The sequence below is a fragment of the Sphingopyxis sp. genome (assembly GCF_025869345.1).
In the GTDB taxonomy this organism is placed as follows: Bacteria; Pseudomonadota; Alphaproteobacteria; order Sphingomonadales; family Sphingomonadaceae; genus Sphingopyxis.
Genome location: NZ_JAOZVW010000031.1, coordinates 18,853 through 37,084 on the forward strand (window position 1 = coordinate 18,853; position 18,232 = coordinate 37,084).

The 18,232-nt window shown below is 66.0% G+C and carries 15 protein-coding genes; 3 read left to right on the forward strand and 12 right to left on the reverse strand.

The features are described from left to right. Positions 1-44: 44 nt before the first annotated feature. From OJI97_RS03600 to OJI97_RS03650, 11 genes are all read right to left on the reverse strand, one after another. On the reverse strand, positions 45-2,078 hold the full coding sequence (locus tag OJI97_RS03600; RefSeq protein ID WP_297661190.1) for a 3-hydroxyacyl-CoA dehydrogenase NAD-binding domain-containing protein: 2,034 nt from the start codon (positions 2,076-2,078) through the stop codon (positions 45-47). Positions 2,079-2,111: 33 nt separating this feature from the next. Then, positions 2,112-3,314 (reverse strand): serine hydrolase, encoded by a 1,203-nt coding sequence (locus OJI97_RS03605; protein ID WP_297661192.1) that lies wholly within the window; start codon positions 3,312-3,314, stop codon positions 2,112-2,114. Next, positions 3,311-4,258: an aldo/keto reductase family protein gene (locus OJI97_RS03610; RefSeq protein ID WP_297661194.1), complete on the reverse strand. Its 948-nt coding sequence runs from the start codon at positions 4,256-4,258 to the stop codon at positions 3,311-3,313. The genes OJI97_RS03605 and OJI97_RS03610 overlap by 4 nt, the downstream gene beginning before the upstream one ends. A 29-nt stretch (positions 4,259-4,287) precedes the next feature. Then, positions 4,288-5,091, reverse strand: coding sequence for an SDR family NAD(P)-dependent oxidoreductase (locus tag OJI97_RS03615; RefSeq protein ID WP_297661275.1), 804 nt, complete (start codon positions 5,089-5,091; stop codon positions 4,288-4,290). Next, positions 5,091-5,867: an SDR family NAD(P)-dependent oxidoreductase gene (locus tag OJI97_RS03620; RefSeq protein ID WP_297661196.1), complete on the reverse strand. Its 777-nt coding sequence runs from the start codon at positions 5,865-5,867 to the stop codon at positions 5,091-5,093. Before OJI97_RS03620 ends, OJI97_RS03615 begins: the two co-directional genes overlap by 1 nt. Continuing rightward, entirely contained in the window at positions 5,864-6,937 is a 1,074-nt protein-coding gene (locus OJI97_RS03625) for a phosphotransferase family protein (RefSeq protein WP_297661198.1), read from the reverse strand. The genes OJI97_RS03620 and OJI97_RS03625 overlap by 4 nt, the downstream gene beginning before the upstream one ends. Continuing rightward, positions 6,934-8,025 (reverse strand): Zn-dependent alcohol dehydrogenase, encoded by a 1,092-nt coding sequence (locus OJI97_RS03630; RefSeq protein WP_297661200.1) that lies wholly within the window; start codon positions 8,023-8,025, stop codon positions 6,934-6,936. Before OJI97_RS03630 ends, OJI97_RS03625 begins: the two co-directional genes overlap by 4 nt. Positions 8,026-8,137: 112 nt before the next feature. Then, positions 8,138-9,427, reverse strand: coding sequence for an acyl-CoA dehydrogenase family protein (locus tag OJI97_RS03635; protein ID WP_297661201.1), 1,290 nt, complete (start codon positions 9,425-9,427; stop codon positions 8,138-8,140). Positions 9,428-9,538: 111 nt separating this feature from the next. After that, positions 9,539-10,975, reverse strand: coding sequence for an MFS transporter (locus tag OJI97_RS03640; protein ID WP_297661202.1), 1,437 nt, complete (start codon positions 10,973-10,975; stop codon positions 9,539-9,541). Beyond that, positions 10,972-12,411: an MFS transporter gene (locus OJI97_RS03645; protein ID WP_297661203.1), complete on the reverse strand. Its 1,440-nt coding sequence runs from the start codon at positions 12,409-12,411 to the stop codon at positions 10,972-10,974. Before OJI97_RS03645 ends, OJI97_RS03640 begins: the two co-directional genes overlap by 4 nt. Beyond that, the gene (locus OJI97_RS03650; protein WP_297661204.1) at positions 12,408-13,265 is read right to left on the reverse strand and encodes an SDR family NAD(P)-dependent oxidoreductase; all 858 of its coding nucleotides are present in this window, start codon (positions 13,263-13,265) and stop codon (positions 12,408-12,410) included. Before OJI97_RS03650 ends, OJI97_RS03645 begins: the two co-directional genes overlap by 4 nt. A 171-nt stretch (positions 13,266-13,436) precedes the next feature. Here OJI97_RS03650 and OJI97_RS03655 point away from each other — a divergent pair, with 171 nt between their 5' ends. The 3 genes from OJI97_RS03655 to OJI97_RS03665 all read left to right on the forward strand — a co-directional run bounded on the left by OJI97_RS03655 (position 13,437) and on the right by OJI97_RS03665 (position 16,669). Then, positions 13,437-14,618, forward strand: a complete 1,182-nt coding sequence (locus tag OJI97_RS03655) for an acyl-CoA dehydrogenase family protein (RefSeq protein WP_297661205.1) — start codon at positions 13,437-13,439, stop codon at positions 14,616-14,618. 3 nt (positions 14,619-14,621) lie between these two features. Continuing rightward, the gene (locus OJI97_RS03660) at positions 14,622-15,740 is read left to right on the forward strand and encodes an acyl-CoA dehydrogenase family protein (RefSeq protein WP_297661207.1); all 1,119 of its coding nucleotides are present in this window, start codon (positions 14,622-14,624) and stop codon (positions 15,738-15,740) included. Positions 15,741-15,865: 125 nt separating this feature from the next. Continuing rightward, a complete protein-coding gene (locus OJI97_RS03665; protein ID WP_297661209.1) occupies positions 15,866-16,669 on the forward strand; it encodes an SDR family oxidoreductase in 804 nt (267 codons plus the stop codon). A gap of 118 nt (positions 16,670-16,787) precedes the next feature. On the opposite strand, the gene OJI97_RS03670 is transcribed toward OJI97_RS03665, so the two are convergent. Next, on the reverse strand, positions 16,788-18,227 hold the full coding sequence (locus OJI97_RS03670) for an MFS transporter (protein ID WP_297661211.1): 1,440 nt from the start codon (positions 18,225-18,227) through the stop codon (positions 16,788-16,790). Positions 18,228-18,232 lie beyond the last annotated feature (5 nt).

Sequence of the window (18,232 nt, forward strand, 5' to 3'; positions counted from 1 at the left end):
CCGCATCGGGACAGGCGGCCTCACTTTTATATGCGGAAGAACGCTTAGAATCCCGCTTTCGCCGCCGCCTTTTCCTTCAGCAGCGGGGCAACCTCGAAACCGTGGTTTTCCAGCGCCGCGGCGATCTTGTCGGTGCCTTCGATGCCGGCCCAGAACATCGGGCCGCCGCGATAGACCGGCCAGCCATAGCCATAGATCCACACGACATCGATATCGCTCGCGCGCTGCGCCTTGCCTTCGGCGAGGATCAGCGCGCCCTCGTTGACCATCGGATAGAGGGTGCGCTCGATGATCTCCTGATCGGTGATCGCGCGCTTTTCGACCCCCGCCTTCTTGCGGAACTCGTCGATGATCTCCTCGACCCGCGCGCTCGGCGTGGGGGTGCGCTTCTCGTCATAGTCGTAGAAGCCCGCCTGCTTCTTCTGTCCCCAGCGGCCCTCGGCGCAGAGCGCGTCGCGGATGCTCTCGATCCGGTTGGGATCGCGGTGCCAGCCGATGTCGACGCCGGCAAGGTCGCTCATCTGGAACGGGCCCATCGGCATGCCGAAATCGACATGGACCTTGTCGACCTGCTGCGGCGTCGCGCCTTCGAGCAGCAGCTTCTGCGCTTCGATCTGCCGCGGTGCGAGCATCCGGTTGCCGATGAAGCCGTGGCAGACGCCAGCGACGACCGCGACCTTGCCGATCTTCTTGCCAACGGCCATCGCGGTCGCGAGCACATCGTCGGCGGTCTTGTCGCCGCGCACCACCTCGAGCAGCTTCATCACATTGGCGGGCGAGAAGAAGTGCATGCCAAGCACGTCGCCGGGGCGGCTGGTCGACGCCGCGATCTCGTTGACGTCGAGATAGCTGGTGTTCGAGGCGAGGATCGCGCCGGGCTTGGCGATCTTGTCGAGCTTGCCGAAGATCTCCTTCTTGACGCCCATATCCTCATAGACCGCCTCGATGATCAGGTCGCAGTCGGCGAGCGCATCGAGTTCGAGCGCGGGGGTGATCAGCCCCATCATCTGGTCGACCTGTTCGGGCTTGAAGCGGCCCTTCGCGGCCGAGGCGTCGTAATTCTTGCGTACGACGCCGAGCCCGCGGTCGAGCGCCTCCTGCTGCATTTCGACGATCGTGCAGCGAAAGCCTTTCTGCAGGAAGTTCATCATGATGCCGCCGCCCATCGTGCCGGCGCCAATGATCCCGACATGCTTGATGTCGCGCAGCTTGATGTCCTTGGGCAGGCCGTCGATCTTCGCGGCCTGACGCTCGGCGAAGAAGATGTGGCGCTGCGCCGCCGACTGGCTGCCCATCATCAGCTTCATGAACTGCTCGCGCTCGAACGCCAGACCTTCGTCGAAGGGCAGCCGCGTCGCCGCCTCGACGCAGGCGAGATTGGCATAGGGCGCCTCGAAGCCGCGCCAGCGCTTGGCGTTGGCGGTCTTGAGCTGCTCGATCACCGCGACGTCGCCGAACACCGTGCGTTCGCGCGTCGGGCGCGGGCCGTCGGCGATCTTCGCGCGCGCAAAGGCGATCGCGTCGGCGGCGAGGCTGTCCTCACCCGCCAGTTCATCGACCAGGCCGAGCTCCTTCGCCTTGGCGGCGGGAAGCGGTTCGCCGAGCGAGGTCATCGTCGCCGCGGCTTCGACCCCGACGACGCGCGGCAGGCGCTGCGTGCCGCCCGCGCCCGGGAGCAGGCCGAGCTTGACCTCGGGCACGCCGAGCTTGGCCGAGGGCACCGCAACGCGATAGTGGCAGACGAGCGCGGTTTCGAGCCCACCGCCGAGCGCGGTGCCGTGGATCGCGGCGACGACGGGTTTCGACGCTGCCTCGATCATGTTGAGCACGGCGTTGAAATCGGGCCCGCGCGGGGCTTTTCCGAATTCGCTGATGTCGGCACCGGCGATGAAGGTGCCGCCATCGCAGCGCAGCACGATCGCCTTGACGCCATCGTCGGCGAGCGCGGCCTCGAAATGATCCTTCAGGCCCTGGCGGACGTGCCACGAGAGCGCGTTCACCGGGGGATTGTTGACGACGACGACGGCGACGTCGCCGTCCTTCTGCATCGTCACGCTGACGGGGGTTTCATCGGACATGGGAGAACTCCTTGGTCTGGAAAATCGTAAAAATCAGTCGTCGATCGCGGCGTGGACGAGCGTCTTGACCTCGCGCCGCACGGGATAGGTGGAGGAAGGCATGAGCTGGGTCATGAACACCATGCAAATCTCCTCGACCGGATCGACGAAGAAGCCGGTCGAGAACATGCCGCCCCAGTAGAAATCGCCCGCCGAGCCCGGAATCCCCGCGGCCGCCGGATCGAGCGTGACCGCAAAGCCGAGGCCGAAGCCGACCCCGGCATTCTCGTCCTCCGAAAAGATGCCGACGCTGTGCTGGGTCAGGTCGCCGCCGCCGACGAGGTGGTTCGACGTCATCAAGTCCAGCGTCTTGCGGCTGATGATCCGCGTGTCGCCGAGCTTGCCGCCGCCGAGCAGCATCAGGCAGAAACGGTGATAGTCGTGGAGCGTCGAGGCGAGCCCGCCGCCGCCCGAATGGAAGCTGCGGTCCTTGGCCCAGCGGCTGCGGTCGCCGCCGTCGAACTGCTGCATCTTGTCCTTCGGGTGAAAGGCATAGGCATCGGTCAGCCGGTGCTGCTGGTCGGCGGGCACCTTAAAGCCCGTATCGGCCATGCCGAGCGGACCGAAGACGCGTTCCTGCAGGACCTGGGCAAAAGGCTTGCCCTCGATCCGCTCGATCACCGCGCCGAGCACGTCGGTCGCCATCGAATAATTCCAGTGCGCGCCGGGGTCGAACTGGAGCGGAATCTTCGCCAGTCCCTCGATGAAGCTGTCCATCGTGAAGGCGGCGTCGAAATCGTCGATCTTGGTCTTGCGATAGGCGGCGTCGACGGGCGTGCGCTCCTGAAAACCATAGGTCAGCCCGGAGGTGTGGCGGAGCAGATCGACCATCAGGATCGGGCGCACCGGTGGCCGCGTCAGGAAGGGGACGTTGCCGCCGCCCGCGACGAAGACCCCGGTGTCCCTGAACTCGGGGCAGAACTTCACCAGCGGATCGGACAGCGCAACCTTGCCTTCCTCGAGCAGCATCATGAAGGCGATGCTGGTGATCGGCTTGGTCATGCTGGCGATGCGAAAGATCGCATCCTCTTTCAGCGCTTCGCCCGGCCGCGCTTCGCCGATGCAAGACAGATGCGCGATCTCGCCGCGCCGCGACACCAAAGTCGCCGCGTGCGGCAGGCGGCCGCTATCGACATATTTCGCCTGCAGGAAAGCGGGAATGCGGCCGAGCCGCTTTGCATCAAAACCATGACTCACGAAATGCGGACTCCTTCGAGAATGGCGGCGGCTTCGGCGAGCAGCGCCGGGTCGATCGCGAGGTCGGCCGCCCTGGCGGTTTCGCGAAGCTGGTCGGGCCTGCTCGCCCCGACGATCGCGCTCGTGATGCCGGGCTGCGCGAGCACCCAGGCGATCGCAAGCTGCGCCAGCGAGCAACCCGCCTTGTCGGCGACCGATTTCAGGCTCTGCACCGCTTCGAGCACCGGGCCGGTCAGGAACTGCTGCATATAATGCGCGTCGTCGCTCGTCGCCCGGCTTCCCTCGGGCAGCGCGGCGCCGGGGCGGTATTTGCCGCTGAGCACGCCCTGCGCAAGCGGCGACCAGACGATCTGGCCGATGCCGTTCGCGATGCTGATCGGGATGACTCTCTTTTCGGCGCGGCGATAGAGCAGGCTGTATTGCGGCTGGCTCGACACGAATTTGACTGATGGCGGCGCCAGCGCGAGCGCCGCCTCGATCTGTTCGGGCGCCCATTCGGAAAAGCCGATCGCGCGCGCCTTGCCGCTGCGCACGACCGCGCTCAGCGCTTCCATCGTCTCTTCGAGCGGGGTGTCGGGGTCGTAGCGATGGCATTGGTAGAGGTCGACATGGTCGGTCTGGAGGCGCGTCAGGCTCGCGTCGATCTGCTTCGCCACCTGCGCGGCCGACAGCCCCTTGTCGCTCTCGGTCATCGGGAAGAAGAGCTTGGTCGCGAGCACATAGCTATCGCGCGGCCGGCCCTTCAGCACATCGCCGAGGAAGCTCTCCGCCGCGCCGCGGCCATAGACGTTCGCGGTATCGATGAAATTGATGCCGGCATCGAACGACGCATCGATACAGGCGCGGCCCGCGCTGTCATCGACCCCGGCGCCATAGGTCAGCCAGCTGCCGAGGCAGATCGCCGAAACCTCGATCCCGCTGTCGCCGAGCTGCCGATACTGCATCGCCAAATCCTTTCCTTAGACACTCCTGCTTAGTGCGAGGTCTGGCCCAGAAGCTGGCGCGTAACCGGGTGCGAGCTGGTGAGGCCGCCGTCGACCGCGATCGCCTGTCCGTTGACATAGCTCGCCTGATCGCTGGCAAGGAAGAGCGCGACGTTCGCCAGCTCCTCGGGCTGCGCGGCGCGGCGGAGCGGATTGAGCTGGCCGAGCTTGTGCGTGACCTCCTTGGCGCGCGCATAATCGAAGGTCGGCTTGGTCATCCCGGTCTCCGTCAGGCCGGGACAGACGGCATTGACGCGCACGCCGCTCGTCGAAAGCTGCTGCGCCGCGACCTTGGCGAGGTTGATCACGCCCGCCTTCGACGCCGAATAGGCGCCCGGACCCGCGCCCGAATTGAGCCCCGCGACGCTGGCCGTGAGGACGATCGCGCCGCCGCGGCCCTGATCGACCATCGCTTTCCCGGCGTGCTTCACCATCAGCGCCGGGCCGATCAGGTTGACGCGCAGCGTTTCGGCCCACGCGGCGGGGTCGAAATCGAAGATGCCGCCCATGTCGCCGATGATCCCGGCGTTGGCGAAGGCGACGTCGAGGCCGCCATAGCTTTCCTTCGCGGTGGCGACGAGCTTCGCGACGTCGGCCTCGACCCCGGCGTCGATCTCCAGCGCGACGGCCTCGCCGCCCGCGTCCTTCACCGCCTTGGCGGTGTCGTGCACCGCCGCCGTCTTGTCGCCGATGACGAGCTTCGCGCCCTCGGCGGCGAAGCGCAGCGCGCTGGCGCGGCCGATGCCGCTGCCCGCGCCGGTGATGATCGCGATCTTGCCGTCCAATGCGCCCATCATGCGCCTCCCGAAATCGTGGCCCCGCCATCGCAGACGATGGTCTGGCCGGTGGTGAATGCCCCCGCCTTGCTGGCGAGGAAGACCGCGGCGCCCGCGATCTCGTGCGGTTCGCCGATTCGCTTCAGCGTCGAGGCGGCGGTCGAGCGGCGCAGATTCTCGGGATTCTCCCAGAGCGCGCGCGCCATGTCGGTGCGGATCAAGCCCGGAGCGATGCAATTGACGCGCACGCCGGCCTCGCCCAGCTCGACCGCATAGTTGCGCGCCATCTGCATGTCGGCGGCCTTCGAGATGCAATAGGCGCCGATGATCGGCGACCCCTTGAGTCCGCCGATCGAGCTGATGATCGTGATCGCGCCTTCGCCGCGTTCGACCATTTCGGGCGCGACCATGCTGATCAGCCAGTGGTTGGACAGGATATTATTGTCCATGATCTTTCGGAACTGCTCGTCGGCGATACCGAGGCCGGGGCCGTAATAGGGGTTCGACGCGGCGTTACAGACGAGCGCTGTGATCTTGCCGAAGCTCTTGCGCGTCGTATCGACGAGGGCCTGCAAATCCTCCTTCGACGAGATATTCGCCGGAACCGCGATCGCGGTGTCGTCGCCGAAGCGCGCGTTGATCTCGGCCGCCGTGGCCTCGCACGCGTCCTGCTTGCGGCTCGAGATCACGACCTTGGCGCCCTGCTCGGCCATCGCCTCGGCGATCGCCTTGCCGATGCCGCGCGACGATCCGGTGATCAGCGCGACCTGACCCGTCATGTCGAACAAGCTCATGCTCCGGCCTTCCTTGCAAAGTCCCACGCGCGCTGGGCGAGCGGCAGGACGCGTTCGGACATCGCCTTGGCGTGCGCCGATGAGGCGGTGCCGTCGATGACGCGCTTCTTGATCCCCTGCATGATCCCGGCGAGGCGGAAGAAATTATAGGCGAAATACCAGTTCATGTCGGGCACGCCGTCGCGGCCGGTGGCGGCGCAATAGCGCTCGACCACCTCGTCGAGCTCGGGAATGCCGAGCGCGGCGCGGTCGAGGTCCTGAACCCCCGAGCGCCCGCCATTCTCGGTCACCCACGCCATCGCCACATAGGTGAAATCGGCGAGCGGATCGCCGAGCGTCGACAGTTCCCAGTCGAGCACCGCGAGAACCTCGGGCCGGTCCTTCGCGAAGATCATATTGTCGATGCGATAATCGCCATGGACGACGCTGGTGCGCGTCTGTTCGGGCAGGGTCGCGGGCAGCCAGGCGATCAGCCGCTCCATCTCGTCCATCGTCTCGGTCTCGGACAGCTTGTACTGCTTGGTCCAGCGATCGACCTGGCGGCCGAAATAATTGCCGGGCTTGCCGAAGTCCGACAGCCCCGCCGCCTCGACATCGACATTGTGCAGCGCGGCGAGCGTGTCGATCATCGCATCATAGGTCGCGCGGCGATTCTCGGGCTTCGAACCGGGCATCGATCCGTCCCAGATCGTCTGGCCGTCGACCATCCCCATGACATAGAACCAGCTTCCGACCACGCTGTCGTCGGTGCAAAGTCCATATTGGCGCGCGACCGGAAAGCCGACCTTATGAAGGCCGGCCTGCACCTTATATTCGCGGTCGACCGCGTGCGCCGAGGGCAGCAGCGGCCCGAAGGGCTTGCGGCGGAGGACATAATTGCCCGACGGCGCCGAAATCTTGTAGGTCGGGTTCGACTGGCCGCCGGCGAACTTGCCCTGCGTCAGCGGCCCCTGAAAGCCCGCGACATTCGCTTCCATCCACGCCGTCAGCTTCGCTTCGTCGAGGAGGTCGTCGCCTTCGGGGGCGACGGTGCCGCTGAACAGCTTTTGCGCGTCGAGTCCCGTCGTCATTGGTCGAACACGATCACCGACCGCGCGGCATCGCCTTTCTTCATCTTGTCGAACCCTTCGTTGATCTTTTCGAGCGGAATCGTTTCGGCGACGATGCTGTCGAGGTCGAGCAGCCCGCGCAGGTAGAAATCGACGAGGCGCGGAATATCGACCGGGAAGCGGTTGCCGCCCATGATCGCACCCTGCAATTTCTTGCCCGAGAGCAGGTCCATCGCGCCGAGCCCGACCTTTTCCGAAAGCGGCATCATGCCGAGGATCGTCGCGGTGCCGCCGCGGCGAAGCGAGGCGACCGCGAGACTCGCCGAGGCCGGACGCCCGACCGCTTCGATCGCATGATCGACGCCGCCCTTCGTCAGCTCGACGATCTGCTTCGCGGCATCGTCGGCGAGCGCGTCCACCACATCCGTGGCGCCCAGCTTCTGCGCCAGCGCGCGCTTTTCGGGAACCGGGTCGGCGGCGATGATGCGCCCCGCGCCTGCGATCTTCGCGGCGTTGATCGTCGCGAGCCCGACGCCGCCGCAGCCGACGACCGCGACCGTCTCGCCCGGCGTCACCTTGCAGGCGTTGAAGATCGTCCCCGCGCCCGTCGTCACCGCGCAGCCGATCACCGCGGCGCGGTCGAGCGGCATGTCGGGGTCGATCGCGACGCAGGCATGTTCGTGGACCAGCATCACCTCCGAGAAGGCCGAGAGATTGAGCATCTGGTTGACCGGCGACCCGTCGGGACGCGTGATGCGCGGCGCCGATCCGACGGGGCGGCGCGTGTCGCCGCCCATGCACAGCGACATGCGGCCGCTGACGCAAAATTCGCAATGGCCGCAGAAGGCGCTGAGGCAGGTGACGACCGCATCGCCCGGCTTCACCGTGCGCACCTCGCTGCCGACCGCCTCGACGATCCCCGCCGCCTCATGGCCCGGAATCGCGGGCAGCGGGTGCGGATAGGCGCCGTCGATGAAATGCAGGTCCGAATGGCAGAGGCCGCAGGCGGCGGTGCGGATGCGCACCTCGTGCGGGCCGGGCTTGTCGACGACGATCTCTTCGATCTGCAGCGGTTTGCCCGGTTCGATCAGGACGGCGGCTTTGGTCATCAAAATCTCCATTTGGTCCCCCTCCCGCTCGCGGGAAGGGTTAGGGGAGGGCATGTCGAACTCGAAGCGGAACAGGCCCTCCCCCGGCCCCTCCCGCAAGCGGGAGGGGAGGCTAGCGCGAAACCCCGATGTCCCCCGACGAGAAGCCGGGATCGCTGGCGGGCGAATGCTTTGCCAGCTCGATGCGCGAGATCGCGCGCGCGTGGACCTCGTCGGGCCCGTCGGCGAGGCGCAGCGTGCGCTGGTGCGCATAGGCCTTGGCGAGACCGAAATCTTCGGACACGCCGCCGCCGCCATGCGCCTGGATCGCGTCGTCGATGATCTGCAGCGCCATGTTCGGCGCCTGCACCTTGATCATCGCGATCTCGGCCGCCGCCGACTTGTTGCCGACCTTGTCCATCATGTCGGCGGCCTTGAGGCAGAGCAGGCGCGTCATCTCGATATCGATGCGCGCGCGGGCGATGCGCTGTTCCCAGATGCTGTGCTCGGCGATCGTCTTGCCGAAGGCGGTGCGCGACTGGAGCCGCCTGCACATCTTTTCCAGCGCTTCCTCGGCGACGCCGATCGTGCGCATGCAATGGTGGATGCGACCCGGCCCGAGGCGCCCCTGCGCGATCTCGAAGCCGCGCCCCGCACCGAGCAGCATCGCGTCCTCGGCATTGACGCGCACGTCCTTGAGCTCGATCTCCATATGGCCGTGCGGCGCGTCGTCATAGCCGAAGACCGGCAGGTGGCGCTTGATGTGGATGCCGGGCGTGTCCATCGGCACCGCGAGCATCGACTGCTGCGCGTGGCGCTTCGCCTCGAAGTCGGTCTTGCCCATCACGATCGCGACCTTGCAGCGCGGATCGCCCGCACCCGACGACCACCATTTGGTGCCGTTGATCACATAATCATCGCCGTCGCGCGCGATCCGCGTCTCGATATTCGTCGCGTCGGACGAGGCGACCTGCGGCTCGGTCATCAGGAAGGCCGAGCGGATTTCGCCGTTCATCAGGGGCCCGAGCCATTTATCCTTCTGCGCGCGCGTGCCGTAGCGGTGGAACACCTCCATATTGCCGGTGTCGGGCGCCGAGCAGTTGAACACCTCGCTCGCGAAGCCGACGCGCCCCATCTCCTCGGCGCAGAGCGCATATTCGAGGTTGGTGAGGCCGGGGCCTTCGAATTCGAACGTCTCGTCGACATGGTGGTGCGCGCCGCTGCGCGGGGGCATGAACAGGTTCCAGATCCCCGCCGCCTTCGCCTCGGCCTTCAGATCCTCGACGATCTGGATCACCTTCCAGCGGTCGCCCGCCTCGTCCTGTTGCTTATAGGTCGGAACGGCGGGACGCACCTTGCGCTCGATGAACTCGCGCACCCGGCCCTGCCAATGCTGCTGCCGGTCGGTGAGATCGAAATCCATCTGCGTTCCTTTCCCTTTACGTTTACGTAAACCCTTGGACCGATTCGCCCGCCTTGCCAAGTCCCGCCGCGTAGAAAGTTGCCCCCGCGCGGCGAGTCGCGCAATCCTCCGTTACGGCCGCGGCGCTTCATCCGTCCTGCCGGCGAGCGCGGCGAGCCGGGCCTCGTGGCCGGCCCGGTCAATCGCATAGCGGCGCAGCCCGGCGGCCGCCATGATCGCGATCAAAATCATCAGTCCTGCGAAGACCCAGCCCATCGTTGCCGCGGCGCTCGCGGGCCAGTCCTCGGGCCGCACGCGCTCGCCGAGCCCGACATAGGCGACGAGCTGGCCGACGGTGAAGATGCCCAGCGCCTGGCCGAATTTCTGGGTCATCAGATAGCCGGCGAAAAAGACGCCTTCGATCCGCGTGCCATGGTCGATCTCGTGCGCCTCGACGATCTCGGCGACCATCGACGAGCAGGAGATATGGCCGACGACCAGCCCGAACAGCGAAATGGTCTGGAGGGTGAGGAGCAGCGCCATCGATGGCCAGCCGCCGAGTTCGGGCCACCAGCCGAGGTTGCGCGCCGCATAGGGCAGGAAGGCGACCGCGCCGCTGAACAGCACCGCGGCGATTGCCGTATCGCGCTTGCCGAAGCGGCGGTGCGCGAGGCCCACCGCGGCGAAGGCGCCGAACACCGCGACCGCGAGGCCGATCGGATAGAGGGCGAGCTGATCGTCGCTCAGCCGCCAGATATAGAGCATCGTGTAATTGGTCGCGGCGATCGTCGTCGCATAGCCGGTGACGACGAACAGCGCCCCGCTCGCCAGCGCGATGAAGGCGGGATTGCGAAAGGCGAGCGCGATGTCGGTCAGCATCGATGCGCCGTGCGCCTGCACGGGCGGCGGCGGCAGCGCCAGGATGCGTCGCTGCTGCCCGGCTGCCGAGCCGAGCGTCGAGACGAGGATCAGCGCCGCGCCGAACAGGCCGAAGGCGGCATAGCCCGACGGATCGAGCAGGCCGCTGCGCGCCGGATCGTCCGATTTCAGGAAATAGCCATAGGCGAGCGCGACCGCGAGCAGCCCGCCGAGCCAGCCGAACAGGAAGCGGAAGCGCATCAGCGTCGTGCGCTCGTCATAATCGCGCGTCAGTTCGGCGACGAGCGACACCGACGGAATCTCGCACGCCGAAACGAGCACGCGCACCGCGACGACGTTGAGGATCAGGCCGATGGTCGAATGCCGGGCGATGTCGGGCGAGACCCAGAGCAAGGCCCAGGCGATCGCCATCGGCAGCGCCGCGCCATAGAGCCACGGCAGTCGCCGCCCGAGCCGCGTCCGCGTCGCGTCGGACAGCCGCCCGATCAGCGGATCGACGAGCGCATCGACCAGCATCGCGCCGATCAGCACCAGCGACACGACCCGCGGGTCGAAGCCGAGCACCTGATTGTAATAGATCATGAAGAAGGTGGTGAGCCCCGCCTCCTTCACGCCCATGGTGACGCTGCCGAGCCCATGCGCGAGCTTGATCCGCGTCGGCAGCGGGGCGGTTGATGCGGTAGCGGTCATTGCAGACCGGCGGCTTCCGACGCGGCCAACGCCGCGACCCGCGCTTCATGGTCGGCGCGGTTGATCGGAAAGCGCGCGAAGGTCCAGGTCGAGGCGACCGTCGCGACGACGACGATCAGGCTGTAGCTGACCACGAGCCAGTCGATCACCTCGGGTGCGACCTGACCCGGAACCGCCTTCGACGGCAGCCCCGACAGGCTGATCAGCAGGCCGGTCAGCCCGATGCCGACCGCGGTCGCGCATTTCTGGACGAACATCCAGCCGGCGGCGAAAATTCCCTCGGTGCGGCGTCCGGTCTCGACCTGCGACGCCTCGACGACGTCGGCGAGCATCGACTGGCCCGAGATCATCACCATCACCGCATTGACGTTCGATATAAGGATGAAGGCCATCAGCAGATTGCTCGAAAAGGTCGATCCGATCGCCGGCCAATGCCCCGACAGGAACAGTGCGAAAGGCACGGTCCAGAAGATTGTGCTGATCACCCCGCACACCACCGCGACCTTCTTCTTGCCGAAGCGGTGATGGAGCGGCTGCACGACCACGAAGGCGATCATCACGCTCACCATCAGCAGCCATGGCAGCGCCGCGAAGGCGCCTTCGGAAAAGCGCCAGACATAAAGATAGAGGAAGTTAGAGATGGTGAAGGTCATCTGCGTGCTCGAAATCGCGATCAGCGATGCGCCGAGCAGGATCAGCGCGGCGGGATGGCGCAGCGCCTCGAAAATCTCGGCAAAGGCCTGTTTCGGCGATGCGGGCTCGGGTTTCGTTGCCGGCCAGTGCGCGACGCGGCGATGCTGGCCGAGCGCCGAGACGATCACCGTCACCCCCATGATCAGCGCGCCGCAGAGGCCATAGAGCCAATAGCCGGACGGGTTGAGCTGGCCGAATTCGTGCGTCGCGTCGGCGCGCAGGAAGACGGTGTTGGCGAGGAAGAAGACGAGCAGCCCGCCGCCCCAGGCGAAGAGGAAGCGAAAGCGGACGAGCGCGGTGCGTTCGTCATAGTCGCTCGTCAGTTCGGCGACGAGCGATTGCGACGGCACTTCGCAGCACGAAACGAGCGTCCGCACCAGCATCGCGACCACGACCAGATAGGCAAAGATATGCGTATGATCGGCGGGCGGCGACCACAGCAGCATCCACGCGAGCCCGAGCGGCAGCGGTGCGAGATAGAGCCACGGATGGCGGCGTCCCCAGCGCGTGTAGGTGCGGTCGGAGAAATAGCCGATCAGCGGATCGACGAAGGCGTCGGCGAGCAGCGCGAACATCAGCGCGAGCGACACCAGACTCGCGTCGAGCCCGACCACCTGGCTGTAGAAGATCAGCAGGAAGGTCGAAAAGCCGTTGTCCTTGACGCCATAGGCGACGCTGCCGAGCCCGTGATAGAGCTTGAGGCCCAGCGGCAGCCGCGTCTGCGGCGGCGTGTCGGCACTCACGCGGCGGTTCCGGCCTTGGCGGCTTCCTCCATCGCGGTCAGCGCGTCGAACATTCCCGGCGCCTCGGGGTCCCAGGCGTGGCGCTGGCCGATCGTCAGCCCGCCGTCGACGAGCATATGCGTGCCGGTCATGAACGAGCTGTCCTCGCTCGCCAGATAGGCGACGGCGTTGGCGATATCCTCGGGCTGGCCGCCGCGCGCGACCGGCTGCGCGTGCGCGCTCATGTCGGCGATGATAGCCTTCGCCGCGTCCTTGCTCGCGTCGGGCACTTCGAGCGACGAGGTGAAGATATTGGTGTTGATGAAGCCGGGGCAGATCGCGTTCACGCGGATGCCATATTGCGCAAGATCGGTCGCCGCCACCTTGGTCAGGTGGAGAACCCCCGCCTTGGCGACGGCATAGGCGGTCGGCGAATAGCCCGCGCCGAGCGCCGCGACGCTCGCGGTGTTGACGATGCTCGCGCCTTTCCGCCCCTTCATGTGCGGGCTGGCGTAGCGGATGCCCATCGCGACCGATTTCAGGATCAGGTCCATCGAGCGGTCCCACCCCTCGGGCGTGATCTCGTCGATCGGGGCGCGGTCGCCGCCCGCGGCGGCGTTGTTGAAGACGATGTCGATCCCGCCCGCCTTTTCGGCGGCGGCGTTCATCAACGCCTCGATGTCGCTCGGCACGGTGACGTCGCAGCGGACGAAATCGATCTTGCCGTTCGACGCGGCGGCGAGTGCTTTCCCACCCGCTTCGTCGATATCGGCGGCGAAGACATGGGCGCCTTCGCCCGCGAGTTTCAGCACCGCCGCCTTGCCGATGCCCGATGCCGCGCCGGTGACGACGGCGACCTTGCCTGCGAATCGCATATCTCTGCTCCCGTTTTCTTTTGCCACCTAGCTTAGGCGCGAAGCAGCCCCCGTCAACGGCGGGCAATCGGACGCTACGGCACCGTAACGGCAGGTTCGCGTGCCCAAGTTGACGCTTGCGTAAAGCTGGCGAATCCCCCTAATTTGCGGATCAGAAGAGGAGCCTTGACGATGAGCGATCTGGACGCCTTCCGCGCCGAAGTGTGCGCGTGGCTGGAAGCTAACTGTCCCCCCGAAATGCGCGAGCCCGTCCGCGACGAAGGCGACGTCTGCTGGGGCGGCCGCAAATGGGTGTTCAAGAACGACGCCCAGAAGCAATGGCTCGAAGCCTGCGTATCGAAGGGCTACACCGTCCCCGACTGGCCGAAAGCCTATGGCGGCGCCGGCCTCTCGCCCGAAGAGACCAAGATCCTCAAGCAGGAAATGAAGCGCATCAACGCGCGCTCGCCGCTCGACAGCTTCGGCATCTGGATGCTCGGCCCGGCGCTGCTCAAATTCGGCACCGAGGAGCAGAAGGTCCATTACCTCACCCAGATCGCGCGCGGCGAAATCCGCTGGTGCCAGGGCTATAGCGAACCCGGCTCGGGCAGCGACCTCGTGTCCTTGCAGACCTTCGGCGAGGACAAGGGCGATCACTGGGTCGTCAACGGGTCGAAGATCTGGACCAGCTACGCCGACAAGGCCGACTGGATTTTCTGCCTCGTCCGCACCGACAAGGCGAATAAATATCAGGGCATCACCTTCATGCTCTTCGACATGGAGAGCAAGGGCGTCACGACCAAGCCGATCCTGCTGATCAGCGGCAACTCGCCCTTCTGCGAAACCTTCTTCGACGATGTCGCGGTGCCCAAGACGCAGTTCGTCGGCGAAATCAACCGCGGCTGGGACGTCGCCAAATATCTGCTCGGCCACGAACGCGAGATGATCTCGGGCGGCGGCGCGGGCGGCGATATGGTCAGCATCGGCGGCGCCTTCGCCAAAGCGATCGGCAAGAACGATCATGGCGAGCTCGACGATCCGATCCTGCGTGCCGAGATGGCGGCGTTCGACGTCGATGTCTTCGCCTATCGCGCGATGGGCGAGCGCTTCATGGATATGTGGAAGACCGGCCGTGCGCATCCCGCGTCGTCGAACATGATGAAATATGTCGGCACCGAGCTCAACAAGCGCCGCCACGAGCTGGTCATGGCGGGCGGCGGCAGCGATGCGCTCGAATGGGACAGCGAGGAGAGCAAGGGCGGCGCCCGCGCGCGCACCTGGCTGCGCACCAAGGCCAATTCGATCGAAGGCGGGACGAGCGAAGTCATGCTCAACGTCATCGCCAAACGTATCCTCGACCTGCCCGGAGCCTGATCCATGCCGCTCTATCACAATGACGACCAGGCGATGCTCAAGGACAGCGTCGCGCCCTTCGTGGCCGAACAGGCTCCCGTCGCGCACCTCCGCAAGCTACGCGACGAGGCTGATGCGACCGGCTTCTCGCGCGACCTCTGGGCGCAGTTCACCGAAATGGGCCTGCCCGGAATGCTCGTTCCCGAGGCGCATGGCGGGCTCGGCATGGGGCATATGGAGGCAGGCATCGTGCTCGAGGAAATCGGCCGCAACCTGACCCCGTCGCCCTTCCTGTCGACCAGCGTCGGCGCGGTGGCCGCGCTCGCGAAGGCGGGCGGCACGCAGGCAGGCCGCTGGCTCCCCGCGATCGCCAGCGGCGAAGCGATCGTCGCGCTCGCGATCGACGAAGGCGCCAAGCACCGCCCCGACCGCATCGCGACCACCGCGACACGCGCCGGGAACGGCTTCCGCCTCGACGGCAAGAAGAGCTTCGTCCTCCACGGCCATGTCGCCGACATGAGCATCGTCGCGGCGAAGACCGACGGCGGCATCACCTTGTTCGCGGTGCCGAAGGACGCCAAGGGCCTGACCGCCGACCCGCGCCGCCTCGTGGACAGCAGCCTCGCGAGCCACGTCGCGCTCGACGGCGTCGAGGTCGATGCCGACGCGGTGATCGGCGAGGTCGACGCGGGGGGCGAGATTCTCGACGCTTTGCTCGCCGCGACGCGCACCGGCGTGGCGGCCGAGATGGTCGGCGTCGGGCAGGGCGCGATGGACCGGACCGTCACCTACCTCAAGGAACGCAAGCAGTTCGGCAAGCTGATCGGCGAGTTCCAGGGCCTCCAGCACCGCGCCGCACATCTCTATGGCGAAATGGAGGTCGCGCGCGCCACGGTGATGAAGGCGCAGCAACTGCTCGACGAAGGCAGCGAGGGCGCGAAGCTGATGGTGTCGGTCGCCAAGGCGAAGGCGGGTCGCGCCGCCAACCTCGCGGTGCGCGAAGGCGTGCAGATGCACGGCGGCATCGGCATGACCGACGAATATGACATCGGCCTCTACATGAAACGCGACCGCGCGCTGGCGGAATATATGGGCGACGTGCATTATCACATCGACCAGGTCGCGCGGATGAACGGGTACTAATCTCTTTCACCCCTCCCCTTCAGGGGAGGGGCCGGGGGTGGGGTCTCGCAACCTTACGCTACCCCGATAAACCCCACCCCAACCCCTCCCCTGAAGGAGAGGGGCTTTAAGAGGAGCCCCAAGCAATGAACCTCACTGACATGTTCGGCCTCGACGGCCGCATCGCGCTCGTCACCGGCGGATCGCGCGGGATCGGCAAGATGATCGTCGAGGGCTATCTCGCCGCGGGCTGCGCGCGCGTTTACATCTCGGCGCGCAAGAGTGCGCAGATCGAGGAAGCCGTCGCCGACTTCGAAACGCGCTATCCGGGCAAGGTGATCGGGCTTCCCGTCGACCTCTCGACCGTCGAGGGTTGCCGCGCGCTCGCCAAGGAGCTCGAAGCGCGCGAGGAACGGCTCGACATCCTCGTCAACAACGCGGGCGCCGCGTGGGGCGAGCCGTTCGAGGGCTTCCCCGAGGCGGGCTGGGACAAGGTGATGGACATCAACGTCAAATCGCCCTTCTTCCTCACGCAGGCGCTCCACGGCCTGCTCAAGGCCGCGGGCACGGCCGAGCGTCCGGCCAAGATCATCAACATCGGCTCGATCGACGGCATGCGCCTCAATCCGTGGGAGACCTACAGCTACCACGCGTCGAAGGCGGCGATTCTCTATCTCACCAAGCGCCTCGCCGCGCGGCTGGTAACCGACAACATCATCGTCACCGCGATCGCGCCGGGTGCTTTCCAGTCGGACATGAACAAGGCCGCGCGCGACCATGGCGACGCGGTCGCAAAAAGCATTCCGGTCAAGCGCATCGGCAACCCTGAGGATATGGCGGGCGCCGCGATCTTCCTCGCGTCGAAGGCGGGCGACTATGTCGTCGGCGACACGATCGCGGTCGATGGCGGGCTGGTCCACGGGGACCTCAAGACCAGCATCGATGCCTAGCGTCTGTCCCGATTGGGCGGGAGTTTCCAGGATAGCAGGCGCGTTCAAGTGACGGGAAGCCGCCGGATAAGCTTCCGATGCGTAAACACCCTTGGAATCCGCGCCGAGGCTCGCCCGATCATTCCGCCGCCGCCGCGCCCAATTGCCGGATATTTTCCAGATGGCGCGATCGATTGATCGGATAATAAGCGAGGCAGATGATCGCGATGACGGTCGCGATTGACAGCACCGCTATATAGATGCTCGCCAGATTCCGGAGCGTATCGGCGGCGACATGGCCGGGCTGTGCATTCTGCGGGAATTGGACGAAGGCGAGCAAGAGCCCGGCGAGCATGATTCCCATGCCCGATATCGCCTTGTTGACCATGGTTGCGGCGGAGAACAGCAGGCCTTCGGACCGACGGCCGGTTTCGAGCCGGATCTGGTCGGTCACGTCGGCAACCATCGACACCGCCAGGATGCCGCCCGCGATGGTCGTCATCATCCCGAATGAGAATTGCCCCATCAGCAACCACAGCAGCAGCGGATCGCCGTTGGCCGGGAACAGGCCGGCAAGGCGCAGAATCAGGGGCACGACGCTGGAAATCAGCGACAGACCGAACATCAGCATCGCCGCCGGCTTCTTGCCGAACCGCGCCGACAGCGGCAGCACCACGACAAAAGCCAGCAGGATACCGACGATCGCGGTCGACGCCACGGTGGCGATCTGGCTGGCGCTCAATTCCCAGAAATAGGTCGAGAAATAGACGGCGAGCGACAGGTTGAGACCCGACGCGACGGCGAAGAACAGGCTGGCGAGCAGGATCGAAATATAGGCGGGGTGCACCAATATGCCCAGCATCTCGCGCAGCATCCGTCCGGCCGGAACCTTCGGCGCCGGGGGGAGCAGCGGGCGTTTCAATATTTCCTTCTGCGTCCCGAGCGTCGAGATAAGCACCGCTAGCATCATGATCGCCGCCGCGACCCAGGCATAGGTGACATAGCCGCCCGCGTTCAGGTGGCCGACAGGCTGCGCGGCGGTCGGTCGCAGAAAATAGCCGAAGGTCAGCACCGTCATGGCGATGCCGCCGCACACGCCGAAGAAAAAGCGCGCGGCGACGAGCCTGGTTCGTTCGTCATAGTCGCTGGTGAATTCGGCGAGCAGCGCGGTCGATGGGATTTCGTAGAGGCTGATCGAGAAACGCACGAGAATCGCGGTGGCGACCAGCCATGCGAATTGCGCGCCGTGCGCCATGCCGGGCGGCATCCAAAGCAGGAGATAGGAGAGCGCGATCGGCAGCGCCGCCGCATACATAAAGGGGTGGCGGCGCCCCCAGCGCGTCCGGACATTGTCCGAATATTGGCCCAGCAACGGATCGAACAGCGCATCGGCGATCATCGCGATCATGATCGCCGACCCCACCCAGGCTGCGGGAAGCCCGACGACCTGGTTATAGAACAGCATCAAAAGCGCGTTGAAGCCATGATCCTTGATCCCGAACGCGATCGTGCCCGAGCCATAGAGCAACCGCGTCGAAAGCGGCAGCACGCCCGTCGGCGGGGAGGAAGGATTGTCCACCCGCC

Coding starts and splice junctions, on each gene's coding strand:
- OJI97_RS03600 (WP_297661190.1), bottom strand. CDS start 2,078: ATGTCCGATGAAACCCCCGTCAGCGTGACGATGCAGAAGGACGGCGAC.
- OJI97_RS03610 (WP_297661194.1), bottom strand. CDS start 4,258: ATGCAGTATCGGCAGCTCGGCGACAGCGGGATCGAGGTTTCGGCGATC.
- OJI97_RS03615 (WP_297661275.1), bottom strand. CDS start 5,091: ATGGGCGCATTGGACGGCAAGATCGCGATCATCACCGGCGCGGGCAGC.
- OJI97_RS03620 (WP_297661196.1), bottom strand. CDS start 5,867: ATGAGCTTGTTCGACATGACGGGTCAGGTCGCGCTGATCACCGGATCG.
- OJI97_RS03625 (WP_297661198.1), bottom strand. CDS start 6,937: ATGACGACGGGACTCGACGCGCAAAAGCTGTTCAGCGGCACCGTCGCC.
- OJI97_RS03630 (WP_297661200.1), bottom strand. CDS start 8,025: ATGACCAAAGCCGCCGTCCTGATCGAACCGGGCAAACCGCTGCAGATC.
- OJI97_RS03635 (WP_297661201.1), bottom strand. CDS start 9,427: ATGGATTTCGATCTCACCGACCGGCAGCAGCATTGGCAGGGCCGGGTG.
- OJI97_RS03640 (WP_297661202.1), bottom strand. CDS start 10,975: ATGACCGCTACCGCATCAACCGCCCCGCTGCCGACGCGGATCAAGCTC.
- OJI97_RS03650 (WP_297661204.1), bottom strand. CDS start 13,265: ATGCGATTCGCAGGCAAGGTCGCCGTCGTCACCGGCGCGGCATCGGGC.
- OJI97_RS03655 (WP_297661205.1), top strand. CDS start 13,437: ATGAGCGATCTGGACGCCTTCCGCGCCGAAGTGTGCGCGTGGCTGGAA.
- OJI97_RS03660 (WP_297661207.1), top strand. CDS start 14,622: ATGCCGCTCTATCACAATGACGACCAGGCGATGCTCAAGGACAGCGTC.
- OJI97_RS03665 (WP_297661209.1), top strand. CDS start 15,866: ATGAACCTCACTGACATGTTCGGCCTCGACGGCCGCATCGCGCTCGTC.